The sequence below is a fragment of the Pseudochrobactrum sp. B5 genome (assembly GCF_001939785.1).
Lineage (GTDB): Bacteria > Pseudomonadota > Alphaproteobacteria > Rhizobiales > Rhizobiaceae > Pseudochrobactrum > Pseudochrobactrum saccharolyticum.
On record NZ_MOYL01000001.1, the window covers coordinates 1,268,940 to 1,290,593 of the forward strand.

A 21,654-nucleotide genomic window follows, 5' to 3' on the forward strand; every position below is an offset into this window, starting at 1 on the left:
AATTGAAACGGGAAATGCTCTGGGGGTGGAATTGCAGCATGACCGGTGTTTTGTTTTTTGATAGTTCGCTGAAATCTCTGACAGTTCCCGATCCGCAACAGGCAAAGATTTACCTGCAAAATTTAACAAGAGCGGCGGCGGAGCGCGGATGCAGTGCTTTGAGTCGCTATCTGAAAACCGCAGATGAAACCGGATTTTTAGCAGCAATTCTCGATTGCTCATCTTTCCTGAGGGAAGTGACAGAAACCTGTCCTGAAATTCTGGAAAGCCTGTTTACCGCGCCTCTCGACGTACTGCTGGCACAGGCATTGGAGCAGATTGCTGCTCTGGGTATTGATCCGGAAATGACGGAAAATCGCTTGATGACGGAACTGCGCCGTCTCAAGAAAACCGCTCATGTGCTGATTGCGCTCGATGATCTGGCAGGTTTTGCCGATGTGATGCAAACCACCGATCGCCTGAGTGATCTCGCAGAGGCAAGCCTGCGTGCTGCCGTACAGTTTCTGCTTCTTGAAAGCGATGCAAAAGGCAAGCTGGCTTTGCCGGATCGTAACGATCCTGAAAAAGACAGCGGGCTGATTGTGCTTGGTATGGGTAAGTTCGGCGCAAGAGAGCTGAATTATTCTTCCGATATTGATTTGATTATTTTTATCGACAGTGATCGTCCGGCCATTACCGACCCTTACGAATGTGTTGATCTGTTCTCACGCATGGCGCGGCGGCTGGTCAAGATTTTGCAGGACAGAACGGCGGACGGCTATGTCTTCCGTGTGGATTTGCGTCTGCGCCCTGATCCGGGGGCAACGCCGCTGGCTATTCCGGTGAGTGCAGCACTGCATTATTATGAGGGGCGCGGGCAGAACTGGGAACGCGCGGCGATGATTAAAGCGCGCCCTGTCGCCGGTGATATCACGTCGGGCGAGCAATTTATCAAAGAACTCGCGCCCTATGTCTGGCGCAAATATCTCGATTATGCGGCGATTGCCGATATTCATTCGATCAAGCGTCAAATCCATGCGCATCGCGGCCATGGCGATATTGCTGTGCGCGGCCATAATGTGAAACTCGGGCGCGGCGGCATCCGCGAGATCGAATTTTTCGTGCAGACCCAGCAGCTGATTGCAGGCGGGCGCTTTCCTGAATTGCGCGGCTCGAAAACGCTGGCGATGCTGACCAAGCTCTACGAGCGTGGCTGGGTGGGTGAAAATGCGCGCGATCAGCTGAGCCGCAATTATCAGTTTCTGCGCAATGTTGAGCACCGTATTCAGATGGTGGCTGATGAACAGACGCATATTCTGCCGGAGGATGATGAAGGTTTCAGCCACATCGCTTCGATGATGGGCTATCCGGATAATGAATGCTTCACAGCGGAGTTTCTGGCCGTTTTGCGCACTGTTGAAAAACATTATGCGGCATTGTTTGAGCAAGCGCCGGAACTTGGCAGCAGTGGCGGCAATCTGGTCTTTACCGGCGAGACGGATGACCCTGATACGCTGCAAACCCTGTCACAGCTTGGTTTTGAACGCCCGAGTGATATTTGCCGGATTATCCGCACATGGCATTTTGGCCGTTACCGCGCAACGCAAACGGCAGAAGCGCGTGAACGCTTAACCGAACTCACACCCGCCTTGCTGAATGCCTTCGCGGCAACCGAACGTGCCGATGATGCTTTGCTGCGTTTTGACGGTTTTCTGCAAGGTCTGCCATCCGGTATTCAACTTTTCAGCCTGCTGCAATCCAATCCGGCATTGCTCAACCTGTTGGTTTTGGTGATGAGCGCGGCACCGCGTCTGGCCGAAATTATCACCCGTAAGCCGCATGTCTTTGACGGTATGCTCGATCCGCGTATTTTCTCGGAACTGCCAACACGCAGCTATCTCGAGGAGCGGTTGGATACATTCCTCACCCATGATGAACCTTATGAAGAAACGCTCGATCGTTTGCGCATCTTTGCAGCCGAACAGCGGTTTCTGATCGGCATTCGCTTGCTGACCGGTGCGATTGACGGTGTACGTGCAGGCAGGGCTTTCTCTGATCTGGCCGAGCTGATGATCGACCGTGCGTTGAGTGCGGTGATGAAAGAATTCACCATCCGCCATGGCCAGATTGCCGGTGGGCGTATTGCAGTGCTGGCGATGGGAAAACTGGGAAGCCGCGAACTCACCGCCGGTTCTGATATTGATATCATCCTGCTCTATGACCATGATGCGGATGCTGACTATTCGGACGGTGAGAAGCAGCTTGCCGCATCGCAATATTATATCCGTCTGACACAGCGCCTGATCGCGGCATTGTCCGCACCTATGGCCGAGGGCGTGCTTTATGAAGTGGATATGCGTCTGCGCCCAAGCGGCAATAAAGGGCCGGTGGCAACCCATATCGAGGCTTTCGGTAAATATCAGCGCAATGATGCATGGGTATGGGAACATATGGCGCTGACCCGCGCCCGTGCTATTGCCGGTGACCAGTCCTTCCGCGACGAGATTGATGCGGAGGTCGATGCTATTCTCGCCATTCCTTCAGAGGTGAAAAAGACCGCTAAGGAAATGACCGATATGCGTGCGTTGATTGCCAGCGAAAAACCGCCGCGTGACAATTGGGACCTGAAATTGCGTTCCGGCGGTTTGATTGATCTGGAATTTATCGCGCAGTTTGCAGTACTCACAGGGCAGGTCGCAACTGATATCCGTCACACTTCCACAGAGCTAAACTTGCGTCATCTGAGACCGGATTTTTCCAGTCCTGCACTGGCCGAGGAACTGGCCACAGCCCATCATTTCTACAGCAATCTCACGCAGATCATTCGACTGTGTGTGGATGATAATACGGGGCGGGAGGATTATCTGCCGGGCTTGCTGGAATTGCTGTGCCGCGCTGCTGAATTGCCGGATATTGCCCATGTCGAACATCAGCTGGATCAGACGACAGATACCGTGTCAAAAGCCTTTAAACAATTGCTTAAAGGCTGATCTCACGCGGCAACATCATTGCTGATCTGGTTTGTACCGGCAGGCACAACGCGGTCAGGAATACGCACGGAAACAATGGTGCCCACCCCTTCGGTTGAGCAGATTCGCAGGGCACCATTATGCAACTCAGCCAATGAGCGCGAGATAGCAAGTCCCAGACCGGAGCCCGTATGGGTCTTGGTGAACTGGTTTTCCACCTGTTCAAACGGATGGCCGAGCTTCTTCAGCGCATCACGCGGAATACCGCAACCGGTATCTTTGATGGTGAGGATCAGCGCACCATTGGTCTTGCGGGCACGCACCAGAATACGACCACCGTCACCGGTGAATTTCACCGCATTGGACAGAAGATTAATCAGCACCTGCTTGATCGCACGGCGGTCAGCGCTGGCGGTAATCGTGTCGGCAATGCTGGTTTCAACGGCAATATGCTTCTGTTCTGCCTGCAGAGAGATCACGCGCACGGTTTCTTCAATCAGCGGATAAAGATCGATCTCTTCGCGATCCAGAGAGAAATGACCGGCTTCAATCTTCGACATATCGAGAATGTCATTGATAACATTGAGCAGATAATTGCCGCTGGTATGAATGTCGTGAATATATTCCGCATAACGCTCGGAACCGAGCGGGCCGAATGTGCCTGCCGAGATCATTTCAGAGAAGCCGATAATCGCATTGAGCGGCGTGCGCAATTCATGGGACATATTGGCAAGAAATTCAGACTTGGCACGGTTAGCGCTTTCCGCACGTTCCTTTTCTGTCGCATATTTGGAGGCCAGTTCTGACAGCTCGCGCACGCGGTCTTTCTCCGCTTTACGGGCAAGGCTCAGATCCTGAATGGTCGCCATCAGACGGCGTTCACTATCCACCAGACGTTCCTGATGCAGCTTGAGCTGGGTAATATCTGTACCAACCGAAACCAAGCCACCGTCCTGTGTGCGGCGTTCGTTGACCTGCAGCCAGCGGCCGTCGCCAAGCTGGCGCTCGAAAGTTTGCGCACCGCTGCGGTCATTTTCATTGGCCATGCGGCGTTCAAAAGCGGCAGGGCGCAGCAGCGGCTGAATATCTTCGCGCGTTACACCGGCTTTCAGTGCTGTGGCAGGCAGGCCTGCATATTCATTATACTTGCCGTTGGACATAACCAGACGGCTCTCGGCATCCCAGAGAACGAAAGCCTCGGAAATGCTTTCAATCGCCTCACGGATGCGCAGATCGGCTTCTGCTGTCGCCTGCGCAAAGCGGTGCTGTTCGCTGACGTCAAAAGCAATACCAACCAGATACACATCACCTTCATTGGCGATTTCCGCACGTACGCGCATCCACACCCAGTAGCCGTCGGCATGGCGCATACGCAGCACTTTATCGACCTGACGCAATTCGCCGGACATAACCTGCGTGGCGATTTCGTAGAGATCACCATCCACCGGATTAACAATCGCGGCTACATCGCCAAAGGACAGCACACTGTCTACCGCTTCATAGCCGAGCATTTCATACATCGAGCGCGACCAGTACATGCGTCCGCGCGCCATATCCCAGTCCCAGAGGCCGCAACGACCGCGCGCCAGTGCCAGATCAATCCGCTTCTGGATCTGATGGGAGAAATCATCGGCATCGCGGGCACGCGCTGCCTGAGAGAAATAAGCGTAAAGAATAGCCAGCAGCACACCAGCGGTCGCAGCGAACAGCGTAATATTCAGCGAGAGAACCTGTCGCCAGTCTTTAAAAATTGCTTTTTCAGTATTGAAAGTCAGAACAGAAAAGGCACCGGCCGCAGCAGCCTGCACATTCTGCGGTTCAACTTTTTCAGCGGCTGCAAAAGCAGCTTCACTGCGATATTTTACAGGCAACACACCGGCGCGGCTGCCAAACATCAAGAGCGGCTGTGCTTCGGTGAACAGCGTCTCGGCCTGAATGCCGAGCAATTGACGGCCGCTCAGAGCGGCAACGATCTTTGAGTTTTCATCGAGAATGGCAAGTTCAAGACCTGCATTAATCAAGCCCTGCGAACGCAGTTCAACCAGTAAATTCTGGATGGAACTATAGTCACCGTCGCTGTCCGCAGGCGGTACAGATTCAATCTGTTTTTGCAGCTTCGAAGCGACATGCGCGGCAGTCAGCGCCATTTGGTGGCGGGCATCGCTTTCGATCTCGTCACGCTGATTGAGCAGCGACAACATGCGCGCACCGGCGAGAATAATCAGAAAAGCAATAATCAGCACCGGCACGACGCGGCGCAGCAACGGCTCGAGGGAAAGGAGCTTACGGTAGGCAGGGCCCGACAACAGATAAACATAGCCGGAAAGCTTGAAACGCTTGCGCTGGCTTTGTCTTTCTGAGGTGTAACGGACACCATTCGGCGCGCGGTACGCGTCGGTATTTGCCATCCTGTGGCCCCTCATCTGAGTGGTTGCTTTTGAAGTGATTCGGGGTGAGAAATCCGAATAACCCTAATGAATCAAATGTGATTCGCTGTGTCCAGTGCTTTTAATTAATAATTAATAAAAAACCTGCGCCGATTCGAAGGTGATTCGATCAGTTTTCGGAAGGTGACACATGAGGTCAGTGCTGCATGATTCTGATTTGATTCAGAAATACACTGCCGTTCAGTCTTTATCGTAAAACATTGTGTTCTTTTTAAAGCGTTTCCTGAAATGCAGAAGACGGGTGCGGAAGTTCTGATGAGCTTCCGCACTCTTATTTTATCAGGCCAGCATGCGTTCTGTAATATCACGCACATCAGCTGAGAGGTTTTCAGCCTGAGCGATGGTTTCCAGTGCTGTTTTCAGATGCTCGCGGCGTGCCGGTTCCAGCGTTTTCCATGAGCGCAGGCTGGTCAGCAGGCGCGATGCCAATTGCGGATTTTCGCGGTCAATTGTCAGGATCAGATTGGTGAAAAACGCATAGGTTTTGCCGTCCGGCCGGTTGAAGCCGGTCGGATTGCCTGCTGCAAAGGCACCAAGCAAAGCGCGTGTTCTGTTCGGATTGTCGAGCGAGAACAGCGGATGCTGCATCAGTTGCTGCACAGTTTCCAGCGCATCAGGAGCAGGGCGGCGCGCCTGCACACCAAACCACTTGTCCATTGCCAGCGGTACATTGCCATAGTCTTTTTCAAACTGTGCCAAGGCCTGTGTCGCATTGTCATGACCGTAAAAGCGATGCACCAGCAAGGTCAGAGCTGCAATCTTGTCTGTCATATTGTCAGCGTCAGTGAACTGGGCATAGACACGCGCAGGGTCGTTATCCGAGGCTGCAAGATAGCTTAGCAAGACTGCTTTGAGCGCGCGTTTTCCTGCACCTTCCGCATCCGGTGTGAAAGCTGCTTTGTCTTGCAGGCTCGCATAGGTTTTGGCGAACAGCGCAGCATTCTGCGCGGCAATCACGGAGAGCAGTGCTTCTCTGCTGCTGCGGATCAGGTCAGGATCAATATTGCTGCCAAGCTCGCGGGCAATATCAGCCTCTTCAGGCAGTGAGAGGCACAGCGCACGGAAAGCGTGATCCAGTGTCTCATCCTGCACCAGTTCAGCCAATAATTCTGCCAGTGCCGGATCAAATGCGACCGGCTCCTGCAGCCGCAGTTTTTCAACATTGCTCATAATGGCAGTGCTCATCAGCTGATGAATGACCTGCCAGCGGCCAAAAGCATCACTGTCATGACGGGCAAGAAACAGCTGCTCCTCACGGCTCAGTTGCTGGCTGAGATGCACCGGCGCTGAGAAACCGCGCAACAGCGAGAGAACCGGCTTTTCAGCAATATTGTGGAATGTCCAGCTTTGTGATGCTTCCCGCAGATGCAGGACATCGCCTTCAAGTCCTGCACCCTCATGGGAAGAAACAGCAATATCTTTGCCATCGGCACCGATCAGCCCGAATTTGACCGGAATATGCATAGGCTGCTTATGGCTCTGGCCCGGTGTCGGATCCGTCTTTTGCCCCAATGTGAGGCGCAGGCTCCGGCTTGCGGCATCATATTCACTGCTGACAGTCACAAGCGGTGTGCCTGCCTGATCGTACCACAGCGCAAAATGGGCGAGGGAGCGACCGGTCACATCCTCAAAACATTTTATGAAATCCTCAATCGTCGCGGCTTCACCATCATGACGGCTGAAATAGAGATCAAGACCTTTATAGAAAGATGCATCACCAATAATGGTGCGCAACATACGGATCAGTTCACTGCCTTTTTCATAGACCGTCGCCGTGTAGAAATTATTGATCTCGCGATATTCTTTCGGACGTACCGGATGCGCCAGCGGACCACCATCTTCCGGAAATTGCTGTGCTTTTAGGATTTTCACCTCGTCAATACGATGAACAGCACGCGAACGCATATCGCTGGAAAATTCGTGGTCGCGATAAACGGTCAGGCCTTCTTTCAGGCAAAGCTGAAACCAGTCACGGCAGGTAATGCGGTTGCCCGTCCAGTTGTGGAAATATTCATGAGCAATCACCGCTTCGATACCGGCATAATCCATATCAGTGGCCGTCTGCGGATCAGCGAGAACATATTTATCGTTAAAGATATTCAGCCCTTTATTCTCCATCGCGCCCATATTGAAATCGGAGACGGCAACAATGTTGAAAATATCGAGATCATATTCGCGGCCATAGACTTCTTCATCCCAGCGCATGGAGCGTTTCAGTGCATCCATTGCATAGGTCGCACGGTCTTCATTGCCGTGCTCGACATAGATATTCAGCGCGACTTGCCTGCCGTTAAGCGTGGTGAACTGATCGCTGATCGAACCGAGATCACCGGCAACCAGCGCAAAAAGATATGACGGCTTGGGGTGCGGGTCATGCCACAGCGCATAATGACGGCCATTGGCGAGATCGCCGCTTGCTTCAAGATTGCCGTTGGAGAGCAGAATTGGCGCAACCTGTTTGTCTGCCTCAAGACGAACCGTATAGACCGAGAGAACATCCGGCCGGTCGGGGAAATAGGTTATACGGCGAAAGCCTTCCGCTTCACATTGGGTCGTATAGACATTGCTGGAACGATAAAGCCCCATCAGCTGCCGGTTGGTTGTCGGGTTAATCCTTGTCACAATCTCCAGCGTGAATGTGCTCTGTTGCGGCAGGGAGCGGATGGTGAGCAGGTCCGGCGTTGCGATATAATCACTGACCGTCTTGTCATTGATCTGCAGGCTCACCAGTTCCAGCTCATCGCCGTCCAGTATCAGCGGCGCGGTAAGGGAAACACCGTCGCGGCGCTCAATGGTCAGGCGGGCTGTGACAATGGTTTTTTCCGGATCAAGCTGAAAATCCAGCTCGGTTTTGCGTATCAGATAATCTGACGGGCGGTAATCTTCGAGGCGAAAGACATGACCTGTATCGGTACGCATAACTGCTCCTGAACTGACTTAAAACATATGGATATGAAGCTAAAACATTTCGTGGACGGGTGAAACCGCCTGTGACGAGAAATTCCTCTGATTGTTTCAAATGATAATATGAAGCGCCCGTTTCGTCAGCACAACCAGCATGGCTTGCAGGGCTGATAAAGTTTTTGGAATTTCCCGAAAGTTCTACAAATAGTGCTGGAAAACCGGCCTCAACCAGCTATGGTGTTTGCATATAAAAGAGGGAGTCTGCCGTACTATATTGGCGGCAGTTAAGGAATTTTCATTGTGAATGCCCCTGAGCGCCATCTGCCTTTGGCAGATACACCCGCCGCTGCAGATGAACCAAGACCATTGCTTGGTATTGCCTGCAAAGTTACATCTGTCTTCATTTTTGTGCTGATGTCGACACTGCTGAAATCCGCAGAAGGCATACCGGCGGGAGAACTGGTATTCTTCCGCTCGTTCTTTGCGATTTTTCCGGTTGTGATTTATCTGGCCTATACGCATCAGCTGCAGGGCGCGATGCAGACCTCGGATATCTTCGGCCATATCTGGCGCGGGCTTGTCGGAGTTATGTCCATGCTCAGCGGGTTCTATGCGCTGACCTTGCTGCCTCTGCCGGAAAGCATTGCCATTAATTATGCATCCCCGCTGATGATCGTGGTGCTGAGTGCAATCTTCCTGAAGGAACAGGTGCGTATTTATCGCTGGAGCGCGGTGCTGATCGGCTTTGTCGGTGTGCTGATTATTGTCTGGCCGCGTCTCAGCCTGTTTTCCGGCGGTGGTGTGAGCCATGGCGAGGCAGTCGGTGCGGTCTTTGCGCTGATCGGGGCTTTGTCATCGGCCGTTGCCATGATGCTGGTGCGCAAACTGGTGAAGCGTGAGCGTACCGCAACGATTGTGATCTATTTCTCGATCACCTCAACGGTAATTGCATTATTTACAATGCCTTTCGGCTGGGTCGTGCCGCAATGGTGGCAGCTGGCGCTGCTGATTGCAGCGGGCTTTGCAGGCGGCATCGCGCAGATTTTCCTGACCGAATGTTATCGCCACGCGGATATGTCCACCATCGCTCCGTTTGAATATACATCCATGCTACTGGGACTTGGTATCGGTTATGTGGTTTTTGGCGATGTGCCGACACTGCCGATGCTGATCGGCAGCACAATTGTGATTGGCGCGGGTATTTTCATCATTTTCCGCGAGCATAAATTGTCAGGCAGAAAACTGAGAAGGAACTGAAAAACTTAGAGCATAATTCCTTAAATTTGGATCAGTTTAAGGTAAAATTATGCTCTACTTTTAAAGTGTTAGAGCGACCTTTGTGCGCCCAACGGGGCGCCCGACGCTCTAATCCTTGATGTTTTCAGTTGAACTGTTTTCTGCCGGGGTTTCTTCTGTTTCTTCCTCCAGCACATCGCTGCGCGGATCCATCTGATAGCTTTCAGGCGTATTGATATTCTTGGTCGCCTGATATTTGAACTCGGTTTTCTGATCGCTGATGGCAGGGCGTTCGCGCAGGCTGATACGCCATAAAGCATGCAGCCCATAGGCGGCAAAACAGATAATCAGCGTTACCGGCATACCGGTCTTGCCGAAGCTCTCCATCATCCGCGCGGCAATCTGCGGGCCGATCACATTGCCGATGCCGTAGACAATCAGCAAGCCGCCGGAAATTTTAACGAATTCATTGGCTTCCGCATAGTCATTGGCATGAGCGACATTGAGGCTGTAAATCGGAAACAACACCGCCCCCATCAGGAAAATGACCATATAGCCGCTCAGGCCGTCTGCCGGTGAAAACAGCATCAGCACCAGAGACAGAATAACGCCGATAATACCGCTCAGCACCATGACATAACGGCGGTCGACAAAATCCGAAAAACGCCCCAGCGGATACTGAAAAATCGCACCGCCGATCATCGCTGTAACCAGCATTGTTGCGATACTTAAATTATCGAGACCATTCATCTGGCCGTAAATCGGCGCCAGAATATTCCACGCACCGGCAATAATGCCGGACACGAGGGAGCCGATAACAGCTGCGGGAGAGCGCTTATACAGGCCTTTAATATCAAGCGAAACCTGTGTCAGCGGCTTCGGCGATTCCGCGCGCGACAGGGCGGTGGGGATCAGAGCGAAACTGTAAATCAGGGTGCAGATGATAAACAGGGTCTGCGTTGAAGGATCGCCAAAAGGTAGAATATATTGACCGGACATGGTGCCGATCATGGTGGTGATCATATAGACAGAAAAGATCATGCCGCGGCTGTCATTATTGACGCGCTCATTCAGCCAGCTTTCCACCACCATATAACCACCGGCCAGCGAGAAACCCGCCAGTCCGCGAAAGGCCATCCATGCGATCGGGTCAATAATCAGCGAGTGCAGCAGAAGCGACATGCCGAGAATGGTCAGCAAAACAGTGAAGACGCGAACATGGCCGACATTGCGCACGAAGATCGGCACCACCAGACAGCCCGCTGTAAAGGCGAGGGAATAGAATGTCCCCATCCAGCCGATTGTAATGGTTGACCAGCCTTCCATACCGGCGCGGATCGGCAGCAGCAGACCTGCCAGACCACCGGCCATAAGCATCAGAAGCGTACTGAAAAGAAGCGCTGTAATCGGCAACAACTGAGCTGGCATGGATTTATCCGGACACTGAACCTGAAAGAGCAGGCTATCGTAAATGCGAAAATATTCAGCGACGCTTTATTGTAAAAAACAATACAGGGATACTGGCATTTTTAGTCGGGAATGAAATTCTTTTTCACGGATGTTTATGTCGCATTTAAACTGGTGATGCAGCTAGAGCGGTTTGCGTCCAGACTGGATTATAGCGCTCGCTCTAGATTCTTTATTTGGTCGCATTATCACGGGCGTCAAGTTGATCCAACTTGACTGTGAAATACTCTAGTCAGGCGGCACTCTCGGCCAGACGCATTTTGACCATCAGCCAGTCTTCCCATGCAAAGCGTTTTTGAGCCGGTGTGCGCAGCAAATAATCCGGATGCAGGCTCGGCATAATCGCTACGCTTTGCTCTCCGGCAGTCGTGAGACTGTGCCAGTTACCGCGCAATTTATAAATCGGCTCACGGGAGCCGGTCAGGGCTTTGGCAGCAGGGTCACCCAGTGCAACAATCACTTTAGGTGCAACCAGTTCAATCTGCCGGTCAAGAAACGGGCGGCATAAGTCCACTTCCAGCGGTGTCGCAGGGCGATTGCCTGGCGGGCGCCATGGCAATGTATTGGCCAGATAGGCTTGCTCGCGTGTCAGATTAATAGCTGCAAGGATGCGGTTGAGCATCTGCCCCGCAGGGCCGGAGAATGGAATACCTTCCAGATCATCATCACGCCCCGGCGTATCACCGATCACCATCAGTTCTGCATCTGCCGTACCGTCTGCAAAGCAGATATTCTTGGCGGTGAATTTCAGGCGGCAGCCGTCAAAACCGGCCATTGCTTGTTGCAGGTCATTAAGGCTGGCGGCGCTGCGGGCAAGCTTGCGGGCATCTTCCAGCAAAACTTCCGGTGCAATAGCAGTCTGTGCAGGGATAGAGGTTTGCGGCTTTTGCTGTGTGCGGTTTGTCTGCGGTGCATCACTGCGCGCCTGAGACTGTACGCCACCTGCCTGTGCAGGTGTGGCATTGCGCATAGAATTATCAGGCTGGGCTGTGCGTTTCGGCTGTGCAGCTGCCAGTGTTGCAGCCTCTGCAAAACGGTCAATTGGTGCATCACTCAGCGCGGAATCCACTCCGGCTTCCGCATAGAAGCGAATCAGATCTTCCCAATTGGCTGTGATTGCAGTGTCTGACACACGATTGTTCCGGTTTTAGGCTTGTTTACAGTTCTGAGGTCGCAAATTGCAGAAGCTTTGGCAAGGGCTTTCGGGCATGCCTGTTTAAAAACCATTTACATTGACGTAAACGTCAATATTATAGTGATCTGTTAGTGAACAAACGTCATGATCTGAGGCGATTTTGGACAATAGGACGCATTTGAACTGTGTTACAACTCTGTATCAGGTGGAGATGAAGCATTTCATCGTCCTTTGATCAGCACGATAATGCGGCAATTAAAAGAATAGAACGAGCGCAGCGGATGTGATGAACACGATACGCTCTGGTTTATAAAAAACGGGAACCCAAGCTGCGCCCGATGCTATGGAGGTATAAATGAACAACGAACACGAACTTCCTGAACGGGAAAGTATGGAGTTCGACGTTGTGATCGTCGGCGCAGGCCCTGCCGGTCTTGCTGCGGCGATCCGTTTGAAACAGAATAATCCGGAACTCTCCGTCGTGGTTCTGGAAAAGGGCGGGGAAGTCGGTGCGCATATTCTGTCCGGCGCTGTTGTTGATCCGGTTGGTATCGACAAGCTGCTGCCTGACTGGCGCGAGGAAAGCGATCATCCTTTCAAAACTCCGGTTACGGATGACCAGTTTCTGGTGCTCGGGCCTGCGGGCTCTGTAAGATTGCCGAATTTCGCAATGCCGCCGCTGATGAATAATCATGGCAATTATATTGTGTCGCTGGGCAATGTGGCGCGCTGGCTGGGTACCCATGCGGAAAATCTCGGCGTGGAAATCTATCCGGGCTTTGCCGCTGCCGAAGTGCTTTATAATGATGCCGGTGCTGTAACCGGCGTCGCGACCGGTGATATGGGCGTGGAACGCAATGGCGAGCCGGGGCCGAATTACACACGCGGCATGGAACTGCATGGTAAATATGTGCTGTTTGCCGAAGGTGCACGCGGCTCTCTCTCCAAGCAGGTGATTGCAAAATACAAGTTGGATGAAGGGCGCGAACCGGCCAAATTCGGTATCGGCCTGAAAGAACTCTGGCAGATTGATCCGTCGAAGAGCAAGCCGGGTCTGGTGCAGCACTCTTTCGGCTGGCCGCTGGATCTGAAAACTGGTGGCGGTTCCTTCCTTTACCATCTGGAAGACAATCTGGTGGCTGTCGGTTTTGTGGTGCATCTCAACTACAAGAACCCGTATCTGTCTCCGTTTGAAGAGTTTCAGCGTTACAAGACACATCCGACGATCCGTCCGACCTTTGAAGGTGCCAAACGCATCTCCTATGGCGCGCGCGCGATTACTGAAGGCGGCTGGCAGTCTGTGCCGAAGCTGACATTCCCCGGCGGTGCGCTGATCGGTTGTGCGGCTGGTTTTGTGAATGTGCCGCGTATCAAAGGCTCGCATAATGCGGTGCTGTCGGGAATTCTTGCGGCGGATAAGGTTGCGGAAGCCATTGCCGCCGGTCGTGCGAATGATGAAGTTATCGGTATCGAAAATGAATGGCGTGACAGTGCTATCGGCAAAGACCTGAAGCGCGTTCGCAATGTCAAACCGCTGTGGTCGAAATTCGGCACCATTATTGGTGTGGCGCTGGGCGGTCTGGATATGTGGACAAACCAGCTGTTCGGCTTCTCTTTCTTTGGTACGCTCAAGCACGGTAAGACTGATGCGGCGGCGCTGGAACCGGCGGCTAAACACAAGCCTATCAGCTATCCGAAGCCTGATGGTGTGGTGAGCTTTGACCGTCTGTCGTCAGTGTTCCTGTCGAGCACCAACCATGAAGAAGATCAGCCGGTTCACTTGCAGGTCAAAAATCTGGAACTGCAGCTGAAATCCGAACATGATGTGTTTGCGGGGCCTTCAACACGCTACTGCCCTGCGGGTGTTTATGAATGGGTTGAGAAGGACGGTAAGGAAACTTACGTCATCAATGCGCAGAACTGCGTGCATTGCAAAACCTGTGACATCAAAGACCCGAACCAGAATATTAACTGGGTTACGCCACAAGGCGGCGAAGGACCGGTCTATGCCAACATGTAATGTTGGCATTTGAGGCCGTGTCCGTCTCGACCGCCGCTAACAAAAGCGTCGGCGAAGGACCGGTTTACGCAAATATGTAATATTTGCATCTTGGACGCGTATCTTGTCCAAAAACCGGTTCCCACTTTTTGGGATACGCAAACATGTAATATTAATAAAAAAAACGGCGCCTTTCGGGGCGCCGTTTTTTATTGAAAAATCAGTGTCAGATGCGGACGGCTTCCGGCGTAGTCTGCGGATTGTCTTCCGCCGGTTCGGAAACTGAAGTCGGAACTGAAAACTCCAGCAGCAACGGAAAATGATCTGAGCCGAGCGATTCACCGGTGCGGATATTATGCAGTGTCACAGTCTCATTGATGAGAATATGATCGATCGGCAAGCCGATCCAGTGGCGCAGACTATCCGGCAGACGGGTTGTCAGCCATGTTGCACCTGCACCGGCAATGCGTTTGGTCTCGGTGAGCATTTCATATTGGCGCAGATTGTAACTCCACGGGGCAGCATTGAAATCACCGGCTATAATCACCGGAATACCGTGAGGATTGGCCATCGGCTCCAATGCAGGGCGCAGCATTTCAAACTGCTGTACCTGTTTAAAAGGCCACGGCCATGACTGATGCAATGACGAGATCAGTACATTGGTGCCGCCAAGATTAACAAGAGCTGTGGCCAATACGCCGTCACCGGTGCAGACCGGAGAACCGAAATCAGCGAAAGGACGGCGCGAGAGAATACCGACGCCCCATCTTTTCGGCAATGTGCCGCATTGGTGACGGTAAGGATAGTTGCCTTCCAGTATTTTAAGCCATGGCTGCCACTGCTCAGAACCTTCCTGATAGGTGATAATATCCGGCTTGTAGCGCGCCACAGCCTGCAACAGGGCTTTCGGATCATCATTATTTTGCAGCAGATTAATCTGCATCAACCGGTAGGTAACATTTCCGTCTTGTGCTGTTGCCGGTTGTGATGAGCCTGCCCAGTTCACCGTTGTTGAAAAAGCGCTGAGGCCGAGCAGTGTCACCATTGCCGCTTCACGGCGCAGGCTGGTGAAAAGCAGAATAATCCCGCCAAGAGCCATGATTGCTGCAATATGAGCGCGAAAATGCGCAAAACTGTCCAGCGCCGGATGCACACGGCCAAAGAAACCCAGCACCAGCGGAACCGAGAGCAGAACTAAGAAGATCAGCAGTGCAAAGAGCAGGGGAGATGTGCGTTTTGAAGCAGGAGTTGGTTTTTCGCCGGACATAGAGACCACAGAGCAAGAGAAACAAGTATGACAGCACTGTTGGCTGTGAAAAGCAGCTTTATCAAGGCGCACTGCTCTGCAAATAGTCTTGCAGAGCAGTGTTGATTGAAGCGTTTACTGGAATGCAGTCTCGAAGAAGCTGCGTAGTTTTCGTGAATGCAGTCGGTCTTGCGGCATGGCAGCGATTTTTTCCATGGCGCGGATGCCGATCTGCAAATGCTGTGCAACCTGTTTTTTGTAGAAGTCGGTCGCCATGCCCGGTAATTTCAGCTCGCCATGCAGCGGTTTGTCAGACACGCAGAGCAAAGTACCGTATGGCACGCGGAAGCGGAAACCATTGGCCGCAATCGTGGCCGATTCCATATCCAGAGCCACAGCACGGGATTGGGAAAGCCGCTGCACTGGACCGCGCTGGTCACGCAATTCCCAGTTGCGGTTGTCAATCGTGGCAACGGTGCCGGTACGCATGATGCGTTTCAGCTCATAGCCTTCAAGACCGGTGATTTCCTCAACCGCATCTTCGAGAGCCACCTGAATTTCGGCCAGAGCAGGGATCGGCACCCAGATCGGCAGATCATCATCAAGAACGTGATCCTCACGCACATAGGCATGGGCAAGCACATAGTCGCCGAGCTGCTGGCTGTTGCGCAAACCGGCGCAGTGACCAAGCATCAGCCATGCATGCGGGCGCAGTACAGCAATATGATCGGTAATGGTTTTGGCATTGGAGGGGCCGACACCGATATTGACCATTGTAATGCCTGAACCATCCGGCTTGACCAGATGATAGGCCGGCATTTGCGGCAGACGCGCAGGCTCTGCCCCCTGTGAAGGCGAGCTGTTACCGGCAAAAGTGACAAGATTGCCTGGTTCAACAAATTTGGTGAAACCGCCGCCGCCCTCTGCCATTAATTTACGGGCATAGGTGCAGAACTCATCCATATAGAACTGGTAGTTTGTGAAAAGCACATAGTTCTGGAAATGCGACGGGCTGGTTGCGGTGTAATGCGACAGGCGCTGCAAAGAATAATCCACGCGCTGACCGGTAAATGGTGCCAGCGGCATGATTTCCAAAGTCTGGAACTCGGTATCACCATTAGCAATACTGTCATCGGTATTGCCGAGATCCGGCACATCAAACATATCACGCAGAGGATATTTGAAAGCATCGGAGACGGAAGATTCCACATAGGTGCCTTCCAAAAAGGCAAAATGCAGCGGGATCGGCGTGGTGGATTCCTGAACAGTCACCGGAACACCGTGATTTTTAATCAGCAGACGGATTTGCTCCATCAGGTAACTGTCGAAAAGATCGGGACGGGTCAGCGTGGTGGCATATTCACCCGGCAGGCTGACATGGCCATAGGCCAGACGCGTATCCACATGGGCGAAACTGGCCGTTGAAAAGCAAAGCTCAGGGTAGAACGCGCGGAAACGCTGCGGTGCAACTTCGCCTTTGGCAACCTTATGAAAGGCGTCGCGCAGAAAGGCAGTATTCCGGTCATAGAGAGCACGCAATGCGTCAACCGCAGCGCGGGCATCAGTAAATGATTGAGGAGCGACTGGCTCCGGTGTGGCTATGCCCGCAGAAATCAGATCTGAAACAGGATTGCCGGAAAAAGTGTCGATTCTTTTGCTCATGCGCTACTATAAGCCGGAATTCTTACAGTTTATATGGCAAGCTTTGCGCTGCGCCTCCGGTTTTGCAGAATGGTTAAACGGGGCGTTATTTCTGCAAGCTGACCACAAGAACAAGACCGGTTGCGGTAACTTTTCCGCCGGTATTGGCGGCAATGCCGGTAAAAGCAGCAACCGGCGCTACAAAGAGCAGGCTGAACACTGCAATGCGCATGGCGAGATAACATGTGTCGGTCAGAGTGCTGAGAAAATTCGCGGACATCATGGCAGCATCTCCTTTACCTGTGATTTTGTGATTGTTGCTGCCTGTGCAGGGCGGGAGGTTTCTGTTTGCAGGAAAGAATATGACAATGCCTGAGCCATATGACCGGCGCGGTTTGCATGATTTTCATTCATCAGCAGCAGGCTGAGAAATACCGTGCCGAGTGCGAACAGGCTGATAATGGTAAACCGGTGATACAACATCGCTTGGCCCCCTTTTGGTCGAACATGTCGCTGCGGATATGATGATGTGCGACACGATCTGGTCAGGAATGATCCTGTTATCCGTAATCTAACGGCGGCGGGCTGAACTCTTTCTGAGAGGGGCGTTCATCGGGCGTTCAAATTCCTGAAATTGCATTAAGCATATATTTTTCAACGTGAAACGAAATTTGGTTTTATGGATTGCCTAATCTGTAGTCATGACTATATATTGTTTGCAACCGGACAATCACGCATATAATCATGATGTTTGTCCTTACCGGTTTCACCGGAGTATAATTTCTTAAACCTGAAACAGTTTAACTTGAAATTATGCTCTCATTTTAAAGTGTTGGAGCGCGTTTTGTACGCCGATGGGTGTACGGCGTTCTAGTCAGGAGCTGATCTCTATGAGTGCCGAGCCTAAAAACCAGACGAAGCCGATTGAACTTTATTACTGGCCGACACCGAACGGCTGGAAGATCAGCATCATGCTGGAGGAACTGGGTGTTCCTTATGAAGTGAAATATGTGAATATCGGTAAAGGCGATCAGTTCGAGCCGTCATTTCTGAAAATCGCACCGAATAACCGTATGCCAGCGATTATTGATCCGGAAGGGCCGGATGGCCAGCCGATTTCGGTTTTTGAATCCGGCGCTATTCTGCAATATCTGGGGCGTAAATTCGGTAAATTCTATCCGGCGGATGAACGCAAGCGCGTCGCCGTTGACGAATGGCTGATGTGGCAGATGGGCGGGCTTGGACCAATGTCCGGTCAGGCAGGACATTTCCGCGTCTATGCATCGGAAAAAATCGAATATGGTATCAATCGCTATACGAATGAAGTGAACCGGCTCTACGGCGTATTGAATCGTCAGCTTGAAGGCCGCGATTATATTGCCGGCGATTATTCCATAGCCGATATGGCCTGTGTGGGCTGGATCAGCGCCTATAAAAACTACGATCAGAAGCTGGAAGATTTCCCGAATCTGAAGCGCTGGTATGAGGCTGTCACAGCCCGTGATGCGGTGCAGCGCGGTATGGAGCTGGGCAAAGCTGAACGCGAGAAAAGCAATCTTGCGACGGATAAATCAGCGCAGAGCGTTTTGTTCAATCAGAAAGCGCGCTGACTATAAAACAAAGCGTTGCGCGATCATCATCCGCAACGCTTTTTCATTTGTCTTACTGGCGTGCCAGTTTTTCGGTCTTGCAGATCAGCCCGCCTGCCACACAACCGGCCAGCGATAATGTGCTGCCGCTGACACTGGCTTTACCGGAATAGGTCTTGCCTTCGTCAAGCTTATTGACGGTGCCTTTATAGCTGCCGTCTTTACCGCTCATTTTGCCGATGGATTTGCCCTTATACTCACCATTGAGCACGGTGCCGCAATAATCCTCACCGCCGCAGCTTTTATATTCAATGATAGTGCCGGATGTGCGTTTCCACGTGCCGACAATCGGTTCTGCTGCCAGAGCAGGGCCGAACGACAATGTCAGGGCTGTCATTGCAAACAAGATTTTCTTCATCAGTTCCTCCCGAAGATGCGTAATATGTGATGGGCATATGGTTTACGCTCACGTAAACGTAATCCAAAGAATGGCGCTTGAAAAGAGCCGATTTTGCATTGCGCAAATCTCACTTCTGTTCGGCATCGTAACGGGCTGATGTGATTATTGGTTAGCAGCAGGTTTAAATTATCCTGTGCTTAAAAGCCGTGATTTTTGCAGAAGTCCCGCAAAACCGGCAGAGTTATTCTTAATGAATTCTGATGTTTACGCATTGTTTGGATTTTGTTGATTGCCCGTTAAGGATGGTATTTAACGGCGGTTTCAACTCTTTCCGTCATCTTGTTCATAACAACAGCAGAGATCTGCACGGGCTTTCCGGCTCTAAGCGGACCGCAGTTTAACAGGACAGGATGAGAACAATGTTTGCACGTTTCAGCGCGAAGTCAGAGAGTAATATCAATGCCATGCAGGCCGAAATGCTGTTTGAAACCGGCATGATGTATTATGCAGGGCGTGATTGCGTGGCAGACCGTATCGAAGCCTATAAATGGTTCAATATTGCAGCCATCCGTGGTGATGATCGTGCTCTGCCGATGCGCAGTAAATTGTCAGAAATGATGAGCAAGCCGGAGCTGGTGCGTGCCCTGCGTGAGGCGCGTGAATGGATGGCGCGTCACTGATCCCGCCATCCGCTTTCTTTTTAATTTGTGCCAGATACCGGCTTCATTTTAACTCGTGGCCAGATACCGACTTTGTCAGCTTGTGGCCAGATACCGGCCGGGCTTGTGGTTGATTGCAATAATAACATTCATGACCACAGCGCCGATCAACGAAATCGCAACCTGTTGCGGGGACAGGTAAAACAGCGATACAGCCATCAGAACCAGATCCAGAGTAAGCTGCGACCAGCCGGCGCGGATATTGTAATTATCCTGCAGATAGAGAGCCAGAATATTGATGCCGCCGACACCGGCACGGTGGCGGAACAGGGCAAGTACGCCCATTCCCATCAAAGTGCCGCCCATAAAAGCTGCAAAAACCGGTTGCAGGTTGGAGAAGTCCACCCACATCGGGAACAGGCGGGTAAAGAGCGACATCAGCGCCACCGCCACAAAGGTGCGGATTGTGAAGCGCCAGCCCATGCGCTTGATAGCCAGATAATAAAAAGGCAGGTTGATCAGGAAAAACACCAGAGCAAACTGCCAGTTGGTTGCATAGTGCACGAGAAGAGCCACACCGGCGGTGCTGCCGGTCATTAGTTTGGCTTGCGCATAAAGGGTTAGTCCGAGGCTTACAAAGCTGGTGCCGATCAGCATCGCCACAACATCTTCATAGAAGCGGTGTCTCTCGGTCACAGATATTGGTGATAAAGCCGGAATCGCATCCGGAGTTGTGACTTCAGCCATGAAAAAAGACCCTGCAACATGCTGCTGCGGCGTAATTTAAACGTCGGACAGGATATTGTTTAAAAGAAAACTGAAAAACAGCAGAACCTTCATTGATCTCTGCCACTGGCTTTATTTAACCGATAACCGGTGCAAAATCAGCGGTGAGAAAATTGTTATTTTTAACGTGGCAATAGCGATTTATGAGCAAAATCCGGCTTTTTATATGCCAATAATTGCGCGAATATTTTGCTTGATGGCTGGTGTGGTGGTGAAGGGGAATATGTATAGGCCAAGTTAAAAAGGCTGATTTACAGCGTTTTACTGCCCTGAAATGCATCTGAGTTACAAAATATTGCACCTCAGGATATTATAAAAATGCTATGTTTGAGAGCTATAATATAAACAATCACAATGTTGTCTCACAGCGCGTCAACTCTTTTCAGAATTTGTGAAAAGGTTTTGCGTGCGGAATATTATACGATATTGACAGAAAAACGCTTTAGGCACAGTGTTTTAAAACCTAATCAGGAGAACAGAGATGAAAATTCAAACTCTCAGCCGCCTTGGCGGCGCAGCATTGCTGACAGGAATGGCCGTCTTTGTGCTGTCTTCACCGGCAAGTGCGCTGACAATGGCAGAATGCAGCACGAAATATCAGGCTGCAAAAGATGCCGGCACGCTCGGTACTATGAAATGGAATGATTTCCGTAAAGCACAGTGCGGTACTGACGCAGCTGCAACTCCGGCACCTGCGGCTCCGGCCAAACCGGCAACAACTGCTGCAAAGCCTGCCAAACAGGCGCCTGCTGCTGACAGCGCAGATGCTGCCAAAGGTCTGACAATGCAGCAATGCTCTGCAAAATATAAAGCAGCTCAGGAAACAGGTTTGGCGACCGATCTGAAATGGAATGCTTTCCGTAAAGTTGAATGTGGTCCGGGTGCTGATCCTGAAAAAGTAACATCCGTATCAACAAAAGAACCGGCAGCTCCGACTGTTGCTGCGCCAAGCGGTGTTAAATTTCCGTCTGCGGTTTCAGCAAAATATGCGAATGAAACTGAAGGCAAGCAGCGTATGAAAACCTGTCTGGATCAGTATTATGCCAATAAGAGCGCGAATTCTCTGAATGGTCTGCGCTGGATCCAGAAGGGCGGCGGTTATTACAGCCTTTGCAATGCACGTCTGAAGGGCAATTCCTGATCTATTTATCAGGCCTAGATTATGAAAATAAAAAGGCCCGCCTCAGTTTTGAGGCG

Annotated in this window: 16 protein-coding genes; 6 read left to right on the top strand and 10 right to left on the bottom strand. The window is 51.7% G+C overall.

From position 1 onward, the window contains the following. The first annotated feature begins 38 nt into the window (after positions 1 to 38). Positions 39 to 2,969, top strand: coding sequence for a bifunctional [glutamine synthetase] adenylyltransferase/[glutamine synthetase]-adenylyl-L-tyrosine phosphorylase (locus tag BKD14_RS05655; protein ID WP_075654568.1), 2,931 nt, complete (start codon positions 39 to 41; stop codon positions 2,967 to 2,969). A 2-nt stretch (positions 2,970 to 2,971) separates the two neighbouring features. Here the strand turns inward: BKD14_RS05655 and BKD14_RS05660 are convergent, their stop codons facing one another. Together BKD14_RS05660 and pepN are read right to left on the bottom strand one after the other, a co-directional pair. Then, on the bottom strand, positions 2,972 to 5,356 hold the full coding sequence (locus BKD14_RS05660) for an ATP-binding protein (protein ID WP_075654569.1): 2,385 nt from the start codon (positions 5,354 to 5,356) through the stop codon (positions 2,972 to 2,974). 318 nt (positions 5,357 to 5,674) lie between these two features. Continuing rightward, positions 5,675 to 8,314 carry an aminopeptidase N gene (gene pepN / locus BKD14_RS05665; protein ID WP_075654570.1) on the bottom strand — a complete coding sequence of 880 codons (2,640 nt, stop codon included), beginning with the start codon at positions 8,312 to 8,314 and terminating at the stop codon, positions 5,675 to 5,677. A gap of 306 nt (positions 8,315 to 8,620) precedes the next feature. Here pepN and BKD14_RS05670 point away from each other — a divergent pair, with 306 nt between their 5' ends. Continuing rightward, positions 8,621 to 9,556, top strand: a complete 936-nt coding sequence (locus BKD14_RS05670) for a DMT family transporter (protein ID WP_255618314.1) — start codon at positions 8,621 to 8,623, stop codon at positions 9,554 to 9,556. A 108-nt stretch (positions 9,557 to 9,664) separates the two neighbouring features. Here the strand turns inward: BKD14_RS05670 and BKD14_RS05675 are convergent, their stop codons facing one another. Together BKD14_RS05675 and BKD14_RS05680 are read right to left on the bottom strand one after the other, a co-directional pair. Beyond that, entirely contained in the window at positions 9,665 to 10,963 is a 1,299-nt protein-coding gene (locus BKD14_RS05675) for an MFS transporter (RefSeq protein WP_075654571.1), read from the bottom strand. A 271-nt stretch (positions 10,964 to 11,234) separates the two neighbouring features. Continuing rightward, on the bottom strand, positions 11,235 to 12,134 hold the full coding sequence (locus tag BKD14_RS05680) for a uracil-DNA glycosylase (protein WP_075654572.1): 900 nt from the start codon (positions 12,132 to 12,134) through the stop codon (positions 11,235 to 11,237). 358 nt (positions 12,135 to 12,492) lie between these two features. Here BKD14_RS05680 and BKD14_RS05685 point away from each other — a divergent pair, with 358 nt between their 5' ends. Further along, positions 12,493 to 14,157, top strand: coding sequence for an electron transfer flavoprotein-ubiquinone oxidoreductase (locus BKD14_RS05685; RefSeq protein WP_075654573.1), 1,665 nt, complete (start codon positions 12,493 to 12,495; stop codon positions 14,155 to 14,157). Positions 14,158 to 14,362: 205 nt separating this feature from the next. Here the strand turns inward: BKD14_RS05685 and BKD14_RS05690 are convergent, their stop codons facing one another. The 4 genes from BKD14_RS05690 to BKD14_RS05700 form a co-directional block, all read right to left on the bottom strand. After that, on the bottom strand, positions 14,363 to 15,403 hold the full coding sequence (locus BKD14_RS05690) for an endonuclease/exonuclease/phosphatase family protein (protein ID WP_075654574.1): 1,041 nt from the start codon (positions 15,401 to 15,403) through the stop codon (positions 14,363 to 14,365). A 114-nt stretch (positions 15,404 to 15,517) separates the two neighbouring features. Beyond that, on the bottom strand, positions 15,518 to 17,044 hold the full coding sequence (locus tag BKD14_RS05695) for an AMP nucleosidase (RefSeq protein ID WP_022712262.1): 1,527 nt from the start codon (positions 17,042 to 17,044) through the stop codon (positions 15,518 to 15,520). 85 nt (positions 17,045 to 17,129) lie between these two features. Further along, positions 17,130 to 17,306: a hypothetical protein gene (locus tag BKD14_RS19275; RefSeq protein ID WP_175576062.1), complete on the bottom strand. Its 177-nt coding sequence runs from the start codon at positions 17,304 to 17,306 to the stop codon at positions 17,130 to 17,132. Next, positions 17,303 to 17,506: a hypothetical protein gene (locus BKD14_RS05700; protein ID WP_075654575.1), complete on the bottom strand. Its 204-nt coding sequence runs from the start codon at positions 17,504 to 17,506 to the stop codon at positions 17,303 to 17,305. Before BKD14_RS05700 ends, BKD14_RS19275 begins: the two co-directional genes overlap by 4 nt. Positions 17,507 to 17,913: 407 nt before the next feature. On the opposite strand from BKD14_RS05700, the gene BKD14_RS05705 reads away from it, so the two are divergent. Then, on the top strand, positions 17,914 to 18,633 hold the full coding sequence (locus tag BKD14_RS05705) for a glutathione S-transferase N-terminal domain-containing protein (protein WP_075654576.1): 720 nt from the start codon (positions 17,914 to 17,916) through the stop codon (positions 18,631 to 18,633). Between the two features lie 52 nt (positions 18,634 to 18,685). Here BKD14_RS05705 and BKD14_RS05710 read toward each other — a convergent pair whose 3' ends face one another. Next, positions 18,686 to 19,030: a DUF2147 domain-containing protein gene (locus BKD14_RS05710; RefSeq protein WP_022712258.1), complete on the bottom strand. Its 345-nt coding sequence runs from the start codon at positions 19,028 to 19,030 to the stop codon at positions 18,686 to 18,688. 401 nt (positions 19,031 to 19,431) lie between these two features. On the opposite strand from BKD14_RS05710, the gene BKD14_RS05715 reads away from it, so the two are divergent. Further along, positions 19,432 to 19,692, top strand: a complete 261-nt coding sequence (locus BKD14_RS05715; protein WP_075654577.1) for a hypothetical protein — start codon at positions 19,432 to 19,434, stop codon at positions 19,690 to 19,692. Between the two features lie 75 nt (positions 19,693 to 19,767). Here the strand turns inward: BKD14_RS05715 and BKD14_RS05720 are convergent, their stop codons facing one another. Further along, positions 19,768 to 20,418 (bottom strand): YitT family protein, encoded by a 651-nt coding sequence (locus tag BKD14_RS05720; RefSeq protein WP_075654578.1) that lies wholly within the window; start codon positions 20,416 to 20,418, stop codon positions 19,768 to 19,770. 520 nt (positions 20,419 to 20,938) lie between these two features. Here BKD14_RS05720 and BKD14_RS05730 point away from each other — a divergent pair. Beyond that, entirely contained in the window at positions 20,939 to 21,598 is a 660-nt protein-coding gene (locus tag BKD14_RS05730) for an antifreeze protein (RefSeq protein WP_075654580.1), read from the top strand. Positions 21,599 to 21,654: the final 56 nt, after the last annotated feature.

What these genes read in the sequence shown, in the direction of transcription:
- BKD14_RS05710 (WP_022712258.1), bottom strand. Translation starts at nt 19,030, where the DNA reads ATGAAGAAAATCTTGTTTGCAATGACAGCCCTGACATTGTCGTTCGGC.
- BKD14_RS05715 (WP_075654577.1), top strand. Translation starts at nt 19,432, where the DNA reads ATGTTTGCACGTTTCAGCGCGAAGTCAGAGAGTAATATCAATGCCATG.
- BKD14_RS05700 (WP_075654575.1), bottom strand. Translation starts at nt 17,506, where the DNA reads ATGTTGTATCACCGGTTTACCATTATCAGCCTGTTCGCACTCGGCACG.
- BKD14_RS05690 (WP_075654574.1), bottom strand. Translation starts at nt 15,403, where the DNA reads ATGTCCGGCGAAAAACCAACTCCTGCTTCAAAACGCACATCTCCCCTG.
- BKD14_RS19275 (WP_175576062.1), bottom strand. Translation starts at nt 17,306, where the DNA reads ATGATGTCCGCGAATTTTCTCAGCACTCTGACCGACACATGTTATCTC.
- BKD14_RS05705 (WP_075654576.1), top strand. Translation starts at nt 17,914, where the DNA reads ATGAGTGCCGAGCCTAAAAACCAGACGAAGCCGATTGAACTTTATTAC.
- BKD14_RS05695 (WP_022712262.1), bottom strand. Translation starts at nt 17,044, where the DNA reads ATGAGCAAAAGAATCGACACTTTTTCCGGCAATCCTGTTTCAGATCTG.
- pepN (WP_075654570.1), bottom strand. Translation starts at nt 8,314, where the DNA reads ATGCGTACCGATACAGGTCATGTCTTTCGCCTCGAAGATTACCGCCCG.
- BKD14_RS05685 (WP_075654573.1), top strand. Translation starts at nt 12,493, where the DNA reads ATGAACAACGAACACGAACTTCCTGAACGGGAAAGTATGGAGTTCGAC.
- BKD14_RS05660 (WP_075654569.1), bottom strand. Translation starts at nt 5,356, where the DNA reads ATGGCAAATACCGACGCGTACCGCGCGCCGAATGGTGTCCGTTACACC.
- BKD14_RS05720 (WP_075654578.1), bottom strand. Translation starts at nt 20,418, where the DNA reads ATGGCTGAAGTCACAACTCCGGATGCGATTCCGGCTTTATCACCAATA.
- BKD14_RS05655 (WP_075654568.1), top strand. Translation starts at nt 39, where the DNA reads ATGACCGGTGTTTTGTTTTTTGATAGTTCGCTGAAATCTCTGACAGTT.
- BKD14_RS05675 (WP_075654571.1), bottom strand. Translation starts at nt 10,963, where the DNA reads ATGCCAGCTCAGTTGTTGCCGATTACAGCGCTTCTTTTCAGTACGCTT.
- BKD14_RS05730 (WP_075654580.1), top strand. Translation starts at nt 20,939, where the DNA reads ATGAAAATTCAAACTCTCAGCCGCCTTGGCGGCGCAGCATTGCTGACA.